The organism is Pseudomonas sp. ASL7, from assembly GCF_056680375.1.
The window spans coordinates 5,325,343-5,337,602 of sequence record NZ_CM155279.1 but is presented as its reverse complement, the minus strand read 5'-3'; the positions used below and the strand labels follow the sequence as shown (position 1 = coordinate 5,337,602).

General features: G+C 60.7%; 11 protein-coding genes and 1 pseudogene. 8 read left to right on the top strand and 4 right to left on the bottom strand.

Going from position 1 to position 12,260, the window contains the following annotated elements; genetic code table 11:
• Positions 1–174: 174 nt before the first annotated feature.
• Positions 175–705: a ferritin-like domain-containing protein gene (locus tag AC1MDT_RS24655; protein ID WP_480419358.1), complete on the top strand. Its 531-nt coding sequence runs from the start codon at positions 175–177 to the stop codon at positions 703–705.
• A gap of 111 nt (positions 706–816) precedes the next feature.
• On the opposite strand, the gene AC1MDT_RS24650 is transcribed toward AC1MDT_RS24655, so the two are convergent.
• Positions 817–2,892 carry an AsmA family protein gene (locus AC1MDT_RS24650; protein ID WP_480419357.1) on the bottom strand — a complete coding sequence of 692 codons (2,076 nt, stop codon included), beginning with the start codon at positions 2,890–2,892 and terminating at the stop codon, positions 817–819.
• Between the two features lie 387 nt (positions 2,893–3,279).
• Here AC1MDT_RS24650 and AC1MDT_RS24645 point away from each other — a divergent pair.
• The 7 genes and pseudogenes from AC1MDT_RS24645 to AC1MDT_RS24615 form a co-directional block, all read left to right on the top strand.
• Positions 3,280–3,720: pseudogene (locus tag AC1MDT_RS24645) on the top strand (hypothetical protein); the annotation flags it as partial.
• A 411-nt stretch (positions 3,721–4,131) separates the two neighbouring features.
• The gene (locus AC1MDT_RS24640) at positions 4,132–4,764 is read left to right on the top strand and encodes a TetR family transcriptional regulator (protein WP_010464134.1); all 633 of its coding nucleotides are present in this window, start codon (positions 4,132–4,134) and stop codon (positions 4,762–4,764) included.
• Positions 4,765–5,039: 275 nt separating this feature from the next.
• Complete coding sequence (gene ureE, locus AC1MDT_RS24635; protein WP_480419356.1) at positions 5,040–5,540, top strand: urease accessory protein UreE; 501 nt, start codon at positions 5,040–5,042, stop codon at positions 5,538–5,540.
• Positions 5,537–6,211, top strand: coding sequence for an urease accessory protein UreF (locus AC1MDT_RS24630; RefSeq protein ID WP_480419355.1), 675 nt, complete (start codon positions 5,537–5,539; stop codon positions 6,209–6,211). Before ureE ends, AC1MDT_RS24630 begins: the two co-directional genes overlap by 4 nt.
• Before the next feature lie 23 nt (positions 6,212–6,234).
• Complete coding sequence (ureG, locus tag AC1MDT_RS24625; protein ID WP_414908912.1) at positions 6,235–6,849, top strand: urease accessory protein UreG; 615 nt, start codon at positions 6,235–6,237, stop codon at positions 6,847–6,849.
• 30 nt (positions 6,850–6,879) lie between these two features.
• Positions 6,880–7,452, top strand: a complete 573-nt coding sequence (locus tag AC1MDT_RS24620; protein WP_480419354.1) for a HupE/UreJ family protein — start codon at positions 6,880–6,882, stop codon at positions 7,450–7,452.
• Between the two features lie 173 nt (positions 7,453–7,625).
• Entirely contained in the window at positions 7,626–8,759 is a 1,134-nt protein-coding gene (locus tag AC1MDT_RS24615) for an AGE family epimerase/isomerase (protein WP_480419353.1), read from the top strand.
• 115 nt (positions 8,760–8,874) lie between these two features.
• On the opposite strand, the gene AC1MDT_RS24610 is transcribed toward AC1MDT_RS24615, so the two are convergent.
• The 3 genes from AC1MDT_RS24610 to AC1MDT_RS24600 form a co-directional block, all read right to left on the bottom strand.
• Positions 8,875–9,645, bottom strand: coding sequence for an SDR family oxidoreductase (locus AC1MDT_RS24610; protein WP_480419352.1), 771 nt, complete (start codon positions 9,643–9,645; stop codon positions 8,875–8,877).
• A 104-nt stretch (positions 9,646–9,749) separates the two neighbouring features.
• Positions 9,750–10,973: a TerC family protein gene (locus AC1MDT_RS24605; protein WP_480419351.1), complete on the bottom strand. Its 1,224-nt coding sequence runs from the start codon at positions 10,971–10,973 to the stop codon at positions 9,750–9,752.
• A 38-nt stretch (positions 10,974–11,011) separates the two neighbouring features.
• Positions 11,012–12,256 carry an NRAMP family divalent metal transporter gene (locus AC1MDT_RS24600; RefSeq protein WP_480419350.1) on the bottom strand — a complete coding sequence of 415 codons (1,245 nt, stop codon included), beginning with the start codon at positions 12,254–12,256 and terminating at the stop codon, positions 11,012–11,014.
• Positions 12,257–12,260 lie beyond the last annotated feature (4 nt).

The following is a 12,260-nucleotide window of genomic DNA, read 5'->3' as shown; positions in this document are numbered from 1 at the left end:
GCCCGACCACCCCCGCCACGATGGTGATCAGAGATGGCCAGAGGCTGTCCGGGCATGCCTTGGCGTGATTACCAAATGACATAAAACTTTTCGCCGCGCTCATCACTCACACCTTACGTAGCGATCACTTCTACAGAGGGTGACGCCAATCGGATAAGCCTCCAGGAGATTGAGATGAGCGACATGCATTTGTCTGATGTAACCACTCTGCGAGCACGGGCCCGCCAGAACGTCGAGAACGGGGCGGTGACCGAAAGCTACAGCGCCGACCGCGAAGAAGTGCTGCGCCTGCTCAACGAATCGCTGGCCACCGAACTGGTCTGTGTGTTGCGCTACAAGCGCCACTACTTCATGGCGAACGGCGTGAAAGCCCACGTTGCCGCCGAGGAATTTCTCGAACACGCGAACCAGGAAGCCGAGCACGCCGACCGACTGGCCGAACGCATCGTGCAACTGGGCGGTGAACCGGAGTTCAACCCTGACCTGCTGTCAAAAAACTCCCACGCCCAATACGTGGCCGGCAATAACCTCAAAGAGATGGTCTACGAAGACCTGGTCGCCGAGCGGATTGCCATCGACAGTTACCGCGAGATCATTCAGTACATCGGTGAAAAGGACCCGACCACCCGACGTATCTTCGAAGACATCCTGGCTCAGGAAGAAGAGCATGCGGATGACATGGCCGACATCCTGAAAGATCTGTAGCAACTGTAAGACCGCCTTCGCGAGCAGGCTCGCTCCCACAATGGACCTGTGTTTACAGGATAAATGTGGGAGCGAGCTTGCTCGCGATGGCGTCGTCACAATCGCCGCAGATTATTTGGTGGCTTTAACAGTCACTGGCGCCTTGCCCGCCTTCATCTGTTCCAGCAACGGCGCACACTGATTCGGTTCGCCACCGCTTGGCGCGACCAGCGCCAGCAACCCCGCCGCGGGTGCGGCAATCACGCCCAACGCCACCATCCCGGCCCCGCGCAACATCAGCGGCACGGTTTTCACGCCGGCATCCGGCTTGATGAACTTGCCTCGCACATACAGCGGCGAACGCAACGAGATCAGCCGCCAGCCTTTGGATTCCGGCGTGATCGTCAGGTCCAGCTGTTCGGTGGCCATGTTCGCCGTGCCATCGATATAAACGATTGCGTTCTCGGTATCGAAGACGAACAAACGTGTGGCCACCAGCCCAGCCTTGATATCAAGGTCGGCGGCCGCGCAATTGATCTTCACTTCCTTGTCACCAAAGATCCTGCCGACCACGTAGTTGCCGACGTTGAGCCCGGCCAGCTCCATCAACTCACGGCTGATGGCGCCATTATTGATCAGCATCTTCAGATTGCCATTGGCAGTGCCCAACAGTTTGGCCACCGAGTTACCGCGACCGGTGATATCGGCATCGCCGTTTAGCTCGCCGAAACTGGTTTTCATCGGTTCAAAGGTCGGGAACAACTGCTTGAGCTTGAAGCCGCGCGCGGTGAGCTTGGCCTTCCCTTCCAAAGGATCGGCATGACCGTTCAGGTGAATCTGCGCATCCAGATTGCCGCCCGCCACGCCAAAACGAAGGGGTTCGAAGCTGAGCACGCCATCGGTGAGCACCACGTGGGTATAAAGGTCATTGAACGGCAGTTTTTCGCTGTGGACGATGCGCTTGCCGGTGAATTCGATGTCGGCGTCCATATCGCGCCAGCGCTCGGTTTTGAATTCCTCTACCGGTAACACCTTGTCCGTCGGCTGCTTGCTTTCACCGCCACGGGCTTTTTGCTTGGCATTCGAGTCGGCGCCGATCAAGGGCGCCAGGTCGGCAAACAGCAATTGATTGGAAACCAGCGAGCCGCTGAGTTTCGGCCGTGGTTGGCTGGCGACGTAGGCCAGGCTCCCATGGATGTCGCTCTGGCCGATCTTGCCGTTGAACTCTTCATAGCGATAGACCGCGCCACCCGCCTCGTGCAACTTGGCAATCAAGTGACCGTCGGTGGCATAAGGCGGCGTGTCCGGCAAGGTTACGCCGATCAGCGGATAGAGATTGCCGAGGCTGGTACCGGCCAGTTTTAACTGCAAGTCCAACGCGCCGAGGTTCAGCGGATCGGTCAGGGTACCGGCCAGTTCGACATGGGTTTCGGCGATCGTCACCTGAGCCTGGAGCGGAAACGGCCTGGCGGCGTCCTGCAACGCCAGCAGGCCACCGATCTTGCCTTCGCCCGCGAGTTTCTGGTCGTGGTACTGGCCTTTGACCTTCAACGCGAACGCGTAGTCCTGGGGCGCGGCGCCCTTCTCCAGCGCGGCTTTCGCGGCTTTGTCGCCGACGATCTCACTGAACGGAATCGGCTTGCCCAGCGGATCGACAATCAGGTCGAGCTGAGTCTTCAGGCGCTGGTCGTCGAGGGTGACGTGCCCCTTGTCGAAGCCGATCGCACCGATGTCCACCACCCACCTGGAAGGTTCGGCATTCGGGTCCTTGGGATCGAACTTGAACGTCCAGTTGGCGCGGCCGTCGGCCAAGCGTTGCAAGTTTGCATTGGGTTCGGTGAGATCGATACGCGGGATCACTACGCGCTGCGCCAGCAAGGCCAGGGGCGAGATACGCAACTCGACGCGCTTGAGGGTGACCATCTGCGGCTGTTTCGACCAATCCGGGTTGCCCAGGCTCAGCTCCTCCGCCACCACATGCGGCCACGGCACCCAGGCCCGCCAGCCCCCCTCGTCGAGTTCGCGCAGCCAGACCACCGTCAGGCTGCCGTTGATGGCAAACGGGCGGTGCAACTCTTCGGACACTTTGGCATTGAGGGGCGGTTTGATCCGATTCCAATCGAAGAACACGATGATCAGAACCAGTACGGCCAGCAAGACGATAAGGCTGGCGAAGGTCCAAGCAAAAACTTTAAGAGTGCGCGTCATTGCACAGAACTCCAGATACGACTGAGCGCCCTGACTGCGACGCACGTGTGAAACGTTAGGCCAGAACCGGCCTGCCATGGAATCTACGACTGAAAAATGGCCCGCAGGTTTAATCGAAAGACCGATAGGTACGCAAATAGACGGTAGGCCACCGCATCTCCCCTCATCCAACGTTACCGAGCCCGCACATCGGAAAGGCGAACGTGAGTCGAAAATACCCACTCCGGTGCAAAAACGACCGCCGGAAACACCCGTCCTAGAGCCGTTTCGCGGAACAATCAATTCCGTTGATTATTAACATTGCGTTTATGAACTTTTATATCGACTTATCGGGAGTAGCATTGACCTCGTACCCACTTTATCGCCCTCCTACGGAGCACCCAAATCATGAAACGCCAATTACTGCTTAGCCTTACCCTCTCGATGCTGGCCAGCACTGCTTTTGCCCTGCCAGCTGCAGACCAGGCAACCCCACAAGTAAAATCAACCCACGTGGTGTTCAGCCAAACCGTCGCCGCTGATGGTAGCGACCGCACTCCACAAGGCCAGACCCTTGCCGCTGATGGTAGCGACCGCACTCCACAAGGCCAGACCCTTGCCGCTGACGGTAGCGACCGCACCCCACAAGGCCAGACCCTTGCCGCTGACGGTAGCGACCGCACTCCACAAGGCCAGACCCTTGCCGCTGACGGTAGCGACCGCACTCCACAAGGCCAGACCCTTGCCGCTGACGGTAGCGACCGCACTCCACAAGGCCAGACCCTTGCCGCTGACGGTAGCGACCGCACTCCACAAGGCCAGACCCTTGCCGCTGACGGTAGCGACCGCACTCCACAAGGCCAGACCCTTGCCGCTGACGGTAGCGACCGCACTCCACAAGGCCAGACCCTTGCCGCTGACGGTAGCGACCGCACCCCACAAGGCCAGACCCTTGCCGCTGACGGTAGCGACCGCACTCCACAAGGCCAGACCCTTGCCGCTGACGGTAGCGACCGCACTCCACAAGGCCAGACCCTTGCTGAAGGTGGTGGTGACCGTGTAATCGAACGCAACAGCGCTTTGAGCTAAGGCCATGGTCGCCCTGAAAAAAAGCCCAATCCCTGGATTGGGCTTTTGATTTTAAAGCTTGCGTCTTAATAGACGCCGTACTTCCCCCGCTGATCCCCCTATAGTCGTTCGACGCCGGCAAAGCCGATTTGCTAGAGTGCGCCGCTGTCTTGTCCAGAAATCACTCTTGCGATGCTGCCCCGCGCCGAACAGAAACAACAGACCCGTAACGCCCTGATGGACGCTGCCCGCCACTTGATGGAATGCGGCCGAGGATTCGGCAGCCTGAGCCTGCGCGAAGTCGCGAAAACCGCCGGGATCGTACCGACCGGTTTCTACCGGCATTTCGCCGATATGGATGAACTGGGTCTGGTGTTGGTGAGCGAAGTCGGTCAGACCTTCCGTGAAACCATCCGCCTGGTGCGCCACAACGAGTTCGTCATGGGCGGCATCATCGATGCCTCGGTGCGAATCTTTCTCGACGTGGTGTCGGCCAATCGCTCGCAATTTCTGTTTCTGGCCCGTGAGCAGTACGGCGGTTCGCTGCCCGTGCGCCAGGCCATCGGCCGATTGCGCGAAGACATCAGCTCGGACCTCGCGGCCGACCTGTCGCTGATGCCGAAACTGCAACACCTGGACATCGCCGGCCTGAGCGTCATGGCTGACCTGATCGTTAAAAGTGTGTTCGCCACGTTGCCGGACATTATCGACCCACCCGCCGAGGCATTGCCGGAGCATCTGACGCCTCAGGCGAAGATTACTCAGCAGTTGCGCTTTATCTTTATCGGGTTGAAGCATTGGCAAGGTCTGGGCAGCACCGAATAACCACCGCCCCCTGTGGGAGCGAGCTTGCTCGCGATTGTGGTGGATCAGTCAAATTAATGTTGGATGTGCCGACGCTATCGCGAGCAAGCTCGCTCCCACAGAAAAGCCATACCGCCTCAAATGAGTGCACCTGGAAAATCCTCGCACCAAATTCAATCAAAATCCTCGACGCACTGAATCGTGCCCTACGCTTCTGTCGGGCATTTCCTACACTTCACCCGATTGGCAAGCCCCTTGCTCTAGCCTGACTACTGTCCATTGCTGGAAGCTTTCCGATGCTGGTGATTCACCGCAGAATCGACCCCCAACCTGTCTGGGCCGCCGAGTTGCACCTGACCTTCGAAGCTCGGAGCAAAAGCCGTTTGCGCTGTTTCAGTGCCGAAGGCGAAGACGTCGGGTTGTTTTTGGAGCGCGGCCAACCACCGCTGTATGACGGCGAATGCCTGCAGGCTGAAGATGGGCGGGTCGTCCGAGTCTGCGCCCGCCCCGAAAACCTGCTGCACGTCACCTGCGCCAATGCCTTCGAACTGACCCGCGCCGCCTATCACTTGGGTAATCGCCACGTGGCCCTGCAAATCGGTGACGGCTGGTTGCGCCTGCTCGACGATTACGTGCTCAAGGCCATGCTCGAACAACTGGATGCCAAGGTCGAGAACATTGAAGCCCCATTCCAGCCCGAACATGGCGCTTATGGCGGGGGCCATCACCATTCGCGGCATGGCGACGAAGACTTCAACTACCCGCCGAAACTGCATCAGTTTGGCGTGCGGTCATGAACCCGGCCTGGGCGCTGCTGCGCCTGGCCAGCCCGCAGCTGCCGATTGGTGGCTACAGCTATTCCCAGGGCCTGGAAAGGGCTGTGGATAACGGTCGCGTCAACGATGCCGACAGCGCAAAACGCTGGATCAGCGATCAACTGTTGCTGAACCTGGCACGCTTCGAAGCGCCACTACTGCTTGCCCATTGCATAGCGGCTGCAGAGGAAAACTGGGGCGAGTTGCTGCAACACTGCGAAGAACACCGCGCCAGCCGGGAAACACGCGAGTTGCATCAGGAGAGCCGCCAGATGGGTTATTCGCTGCAGCAATTGCTCAACGGCTTGCCGGAACTCGACGCACCGGCCCGCGCCTTCCTCGAACAATGCCCGCAGCCGCACCTGGCCCTTGGCTGGGCGCTGGCCGCTCGCGCGTGGTACATCAGCCCCCAGGACGCGCTGGCTGCGTGGCTCTGGAGCTGGCTGGAAAACCAATTGGCCGTGTTGATGAAAACCCTGCCGTTGGGCCAACAAGCCGCGCAACGCCTGACCAGCGAACTGTTACCGCTACTTCAGCAAGCCCAGCAGAACGCCACCCTGATCAACCCCGAACACACTGGCAGCGCCGCTTTCGGCCTGTCCCTGGCATGCATGGCCCATGAGCGCCAGTACAGTCGTCTGTTCCGTTCCTAGGGCCTGTTATTTTGGAGAATCACATGAACACACAACCTCTGCGCGTCGGCATCGGCGGCCCGGTCGGTTCCGGCAAAACCGCCCTGACCCTGGCGCTGTGCCTGGCCCTGCGCGACCGCTACAACCTGGCGGTGGTCACCAACGACATCTATACCCGCGAAGACGCCGACTTTCTGGTGCGCAACGAAGCCCTGGCCCCGGAACGGATCATCGGCGTGGAAACCGGCGGCTGCCCACACACGGCCATCCGCGAAGACGCCTCGATCAACCTCGAAGCCGTGGACCAACTGAACCGCCGCTTTCCGGGGCTGGACCTGATTCTGGTGGAGTCCGGTGGCGATAACCTGTCCGCAACCTTCAGCCCGGAACTGTCCGACCTGACCATTTACGTGATCGACGTCTCGGCCGGCGACAAGCTGCCGCGCAAGGGTGGGCCGGGAATCTGCAAGTCTGACCTGCTGGTGATCAACAAGGTCGACCTCGCGCCATTGGTGGGTGCCTCGCTGGAGCTGATGGACAGCGACACCACGCGCATGCGCAACGGCAAGCCGTTTGTCTTCAGCAACCAGAAAACCGGCCTCGGCCTGGAAGCAATCATCGCCTTCATCGAGCGCCAGGGCCTGCTGACCGCCACCTGATCACGACTTATCAACAAGGAAGCTTAATCCATGACACTGAAACGCATCCTGGGCGCCTTGGCGCTCCTGCTGACCCCGGCCATCGCCTTCGCCCACCCGGGCCATGGCGACAATGGCTTGATCGCCGGCATCAGCCACCCGATCGGTGGCCTCGATCACTTGCTGGCGATGGTCGCCGTTGGTTTGTGGGCGGCACAACAGCAAGGCGCGGCGCGCTGGGCCCTGCCGTGCACATTCGTTGGGGCCCTGCTGATCGGCGGCTTGCTGGGGTTTGAAGGGTTGAACCTGCCGGCACTGGAAGGCGTGATTGCGGCGTCGGCATTGGCATTGGGCCTGGCGGTGGCGTTGGCGGTGCGTCCGCCGATTGGCGTAGCGGTCGGGGCCACGGCGCTGTTTGCGCTGTTCCATGGGGTGGCGCATGGCCTGGAGTTGCCCGTTTTGTCGAACCCTTGGGCGTACGCAGCGGGTTTTGTCATAGCGACGGCGGCCTTGCATGGGTTCGGTTATGGCGTGGTGCGTGTTCTACCTCAAGCTGCCGCACCGCTGATTCGTGTGGCCGGTGCGGTTTCCGCGGCGACGGGTGCCTGGTTGTTGGCGGGCTGATTTTGCATTGCTTGCAGTGGCCTCATCGCGAGCAAGCTCGCTCCCACATGGGTGCTGCGTACACAAATCCACTGTGGGAGCGAGCTTGCTCGCGATAGCGGTCTGACAGACACCGCAACTCTCAGGCCTGATAACATGTCGCGCAATCGCCCCTGCCGTGACGACGCCAGCCAATGCCGCATGTTTCCCGCTCCGCCTCCCAGCCAGAATTGACCGCGCTGTTTGCCTCGGTGCAACAGCACTTCCAGGACGTGATCGTGCCACTCTGGCAGGGCCCCGGCTGGAATGCGCAAATGGCGTTGCCCTATGAGGCGCTGGACGCCCGGCATCAACCCTTGCCGCCGCAACGCTACCGGGCCATGGCCTGCGCGCGGCAGCTGTACGTGTTTTCCAGTCTGATTGGCCAGGTGCCAGCCGCCGAGGAGCGCGCCGCGGCATTGTTCCGTTCCTTGCAGCAGCATTTCCACGACGCCGAGCATGGCGGCTGGTTCTACAGCATCGACCCGCAGGGGGCGCCGCTGGATCAGCGCAAAGACCTCTACACCCATGCTTTCATCCTGTTCGCCTGCGCTCATTACTGGGACAAGGTGCGCGAACCGCTGGTGGAATCAGTGCTCAACGCGGCACTTCAAGTGATCGCGCAGCGTTTCGCCACAGGCGACGGCCTGTACGAAGCGAGCCTTGAGCGTGACTGGTCGTCGCTGAAGTCCGGGCCGCTGCAGAATCCCCTGATGCACTTGGCTGAAGCCTTCCTCGCCACGCTGTCGGTCCGCGAAGACCTCGCGGTAAAAGACGCACTCGTCGAGTTATGCACAGCCATGCACACGCGATTTATCGATCCGCAACACGGTGTGCTGATGGAGAAACCGCTGGGAGCTTTGGATAACTGGTTTGAACCGGGGCATCAGTTCGAGTGGTATTTCCTGCTGGAGTCTTCGCCACTGCTGCGCGGTTCGAGACTGCATGCGTCGCTGGAACGTGCGTTTTCGTACACCGAGCAACTGGGCGTCGACACCGCTACTGGCGCCGTGCAGGCGATGCTGGACCTCGAACCGGGCGGCAGCCCACGAGATGCCACTCAGCGAATCTGGGCTCAGGCTGAATACTTGCGCGCACTGACGTTGCGCCCGGACAGCGAGACCTCGGTGTTGCGCCAACTGCGGGCGCTGCATCAGCACTCGCTGCATGCACGCGGCTGGTATGAGTGTCGCGACGAGAAGGGTGAAGTCAGCCGTCAGGACATGCCGTCGACCACGCCTTATCACTTGGCAACCTGCTATCGCGGGCTGGCCGAATATCTCGGCTGACTGTTCGGTCCCCTTCGCGAGCAGGCTCGCTCCCACAGTCGATCTTCTCTTACGAGTGAGCAACAGAGATCAAATGTGGGAGCGAGCCTGCTCGCGAATGGCCGTTACTCGGTCTTTACGCCTTGCCACCATTGCGCTCAATGGCAAACCCGCTCCAGGTCTGGCTCACGGGCATCAGCTCCAGGCTGTTGATGTTGATGTGTGCCGGCGCATTGAGCACCCAGAAAATGGTGTCAGCGATGTCTTGCGGCTGGATCGGCTCGGCACCGGCGTAGGTCGCGTTGTAACGCTCCTGGTCACCGGCGAAACGCACCAGCGAAAACTCGCTCTCGCACAGGCCCGGCTCGATGTTGCTCACCCGCACGCCCGTGCCTTGCAGGTCGCAGCGCAGGTTCAGGGAGAACTGTTTGACGAACGCTTTGCTCGCGCCATACACATGGCTGCCCGGGTACGGGTAGTTGCCGGCGATGGAACCCAGGTTGACGATGCCAGCACCACGACCGTGGGCGATCAGGCGCGGCAACAACAGACGAGTGCTGTACATCAGGCCTTTGATGTTGGTGTCGACCATGGTGTCCCAATCATCCAGATTGCACTTCGGCGCCGGGTCGACACCCAGAGCCAGGCCGGCGTTGTTGATCAGCCCGCGCAGTTTGGCAAACGAAGGCGGCAGATTGGCAATCGCCTCTTCCATGGCTTTGCGATCACGCACGTCGAGCACCAGGCCATGGACCTCGGTCTGCTTCGACAATTCGGCGCACAGGGCATTCAGACGCTCTTCACGACGACCTGTCAGCACTAGTTTCCAGCCGGCCTCGGCAAAACGACGGGCACAGGCTTCACCAAAACCGGACGTCGCGCCGGTAATAAACAGAGTGTTGGACATCGTGTTCTCCTGGGTTGGGCTGGCAGGCAGCCATTGAGATAGACAATCAACTGGCAGCATGCCCGGCGCGGCGCGCAGCGGCAACCGGGACATCAATGCTCACATCATTGACTGCGCGCGCACTGGATCTGCGAGAAGCTGCCGCCATTGAGGGTGACCACCGTGGCGCTGGTCTTCTCGACCTCGCTGGGGGGCGTCAGGTGCAGTTCCTTGAGAGCGCTTTGCGGATTCTGCCAGAGGATTGACTTGTACCTCACATAACCGGTGGCTTCACCGCCGCCCGTGACCAGCCTGATCGAGCTGCCGCCGGGTCGATAGTAAAGGGTAGTGCTCGCCCCAGTGCAGACATACGCATAATCCTTTTGCGGTGTGGGCAGCAGACCACCCGACAATCCACCCACCAGGCTATATAACGCAGCACTGATCACGAAAATACCGGTAAGCCCCGCCAACACCGTTACCAGCCCGTTGTAGTCGCCGAACAGGCGCGGTGCCGGGTCATCACTGGACGCCTCAGTCGCAGGCACAGGCAATGCGGTCAGTACGACCTCGGGTATCACCTCAGACAACGTAACCGGCTCGCTGACTGGCTCCTGAAACGGGACCGCACGCGCAACCCGCTGCATGACTGCCGGTTTGGGCAACCGCGCACGCTGCCGAACAATGATACGAGCCTGAAGGACCACATACACCGCACACAGCAAGGGCACCACTTGATTGAGCGCAGGCGACTGGCTATTGACCCAGCCCACCACCACCGGATCAGAGACCGCAATGTCCCCCGCAACATAGCCCAGCAGTGCCGCGCCGATTGACACAAGCAACGGCTGACGCTGCAACAACCGGGAAATCTGCAGGCTGCCAAACATCAGCAGCGGTACGCTCAACAGCAGCCCCAGCACCAGATAAAAGACACTGCCCTGGGCCACCGCCGCCAATCCGACCACGTTGTCCATGCTCATGATCAAGTCGGCGGTCAGCACCGTGACCACCACACCACCCAACGTCTGCGGCGAACCGACCGACGAACTGCCCTCTTCGTCTGATTCTTCCTCGGTCAGCAGCCGTATGGCAATCACCAGCAACAGTACCGCGCCGATCAACTTGAGCCACGGCACCAGCAGCAACCAGCCGGCCAGCGTGGTCAGCAAGGCCCGCAGGACGATCGCGCCACTGGTGCCTATCAACACGGCCCGGCGCAGCTGTTCCGGTGGTAACCCGCGACAGGCCATGGCGATCACCAACGCGTTGTCGCCCGACAGGATCAAGTCCAGCAGGAACACCTCAAAAACCATACTCAGCGCGTGCAGCGCACCGTCAAATAACATCGAGCGGTTTCCTGACAAAAAACTGCGTCATCGGTACATCATCCCAGCGAGCCGCTCAACCCGGCGTACAGCCCGAGCCCCGAGGTCAGCGCGAAAATGACAGCAACCGCCAGCGCGTAACGTCCGCGCAGGCGATGTTCGGGCGGCAACACACTGCGCGCCAGCAAGAACAAAAACAGCAGGATGATGGGGATCAACAATGCGTTGAGCACCCCGACCGCGATCGACAGGCGGATCAGGTTCACGCCAGACGCCACCAGCAGCGCGCCGCCGATCAGCAGCAGCGCAAAGGGGCCGTAGAACCATGGCGCGTCCAGCGGGTGCTGCTCCAGCGAATGACGCACTCCCAGTGCCTCGCCCACCGACCAGACCGCGCTCAGACAGACCACGATGGTAGCCACCAAAGCACCACCGGCCAGCCCGATGGCGAACACCGCCTCGCCCCAGGTCGACCCGATCAGCGCACCAAAGGCTTCGCCGATCTGAGCGATGCTCTCAAGCCCCGCGCCGTGCCCGCCAAGGGTGGCGGCGGCAGCGATGACGATGGCGGCTGTCAGCACCTGGCAAAACACCGCACCGATCAGCGTGTCGATGCGCGCCAGCGGCAAATGCTCGGCACCCAGGCCTTTATCGATCAACGCCGATTGCTGATAAAACACCGTCCAGGGCATCACACTGGTGCCAAGGTTGGCTGCCACCAGATACAGGTAATCAGGGTTATTGAGTGGCATCCGGACAATGTCGTGCAGTATCTGCTGAACATTAGGCTGCGCCTTGACCGCCATCACCAGAAACGCCAGGCCAAACAAACCCACCGCAAGGGTCACGCGTTCGACCGAACGGTATGAGCCAGTCAGCACCATGGCGAGGATGAACACCACGAGCATCAGCAAAATCAGCCAGCCCGGTATACCGAACAGACTGCCTGCCCCGACCAGCCCGCTCATTTGCGTCACCAGCGCGCCAAAACAACTGAGCAGCAAAACGATTGCAGTGATCATGGCCAGCGCCCGGCCAAAGCGCTGACGAACCAGTTCCACATAGCCTTTGCCGGTGCACAAGCCCAGCCGCACTGTCAGCTCCTGAGCCATGAACATCAATGGCACCAGCAGAAACTGCAGGAGCAACAAGCGATACCCCCACTGCGCGCCACTTTGCGCAGCGGTAATCACGCTGCCAGCTTCAGTGTCGGCCATCATCACCACCAGCCCGGGCCCCATAGTCGCGAGCAGCCGGGTCAGGCGTTGCCTGAATGCCTGGCGGTCTACTGGAAGGTCACTCATCGTC

What these genes read in the sequence shown, in the direction of transcription:
- ureG (WP_414908912.1), top strand. Translation starts at nt 6,235, where the DNA reads ATGAACACACAACCTCTGCGCGTCGGCATCGGCGGCCCGGTCGGTTCC.
- AC1MDT_RS24620 (WP_480419354.1), top strand. Translation starts at nt 6,880, where the DNA reads ATGACACTGAAACGCATCCTGGGCGCCTTGGCGCTCCTGCTGACCCCG.
- AC1MDT_RS24655 (WP_480419358.1), top strand. Translation starts at nt 175, where the DNA reads ATGAGCGACATGCATTTGTCTGATGTAACCACTCTGCGAGCACGGGCC.
- AC1MDT_RS24650 (WP_480419357.1), bottom strand. Translation starts at nt 2,892, where the DNA reads ATGACGCGCACTCTTAAAGTTTTTGCTTGGACCTTCGCCAGCCTTATC.
- AC1MDT_RS24605 (WP_480419351.1), bottom strand. Translation starts at nt 10,973, where the DNA reads ATGTTATTTGACGGTGCGCTGCACGCGCTGAGTATGGTTTTTGAGGTG.
- AC1MDT_RS24630 (WP_480419355.1), top strand. Translation starts at nt 5,537, where the DNA reads ATGAACCCGGCCTGGGCGCTGCTGCGCCTGGCCAGCCCGCAGCTGCCG.
- ureE (WP_480419356.1), top strand. Translation starts at nt 5,040, where the DNA reads ATGCTGGTGATTCACCGCAGAATCGACCCCCAACCTGTCTGGGCCGCC.
- AC1MDT_RS24640 (WP_010464134.1), top strand. Translation starts at nt 4,132, where the DNA reads ATGCTGCCCCGCGCCGAACAGAAACAACAGACCCGTAACGCCCTGATG.
- AC1MDT_RS24600 (WP_480419350.1), bottom strand. Translation starts at nt 12,256, where the DNA reads ATGAGTGACCTTCCAGTAGACCGCCAGGCATTCAGGCAACGCCTGACC.
- AC1MDT_RS24610 (WP_480419352.1), bottom strand. Translation starts at nt 9,645, where the DNA reads ATGTCCAACACTCTGTTTATTACCGGCGCGACGTCCGGTTTTGGTGAA.
- AC1MDT_RS24615 (WP_480419353.1), top strand. Translation starts at nt 7,626, where the DNA reads ATGCCGCATGTTTCCCGCTCCGCCTCCCAGCCAGAATTGACCGCGCTG.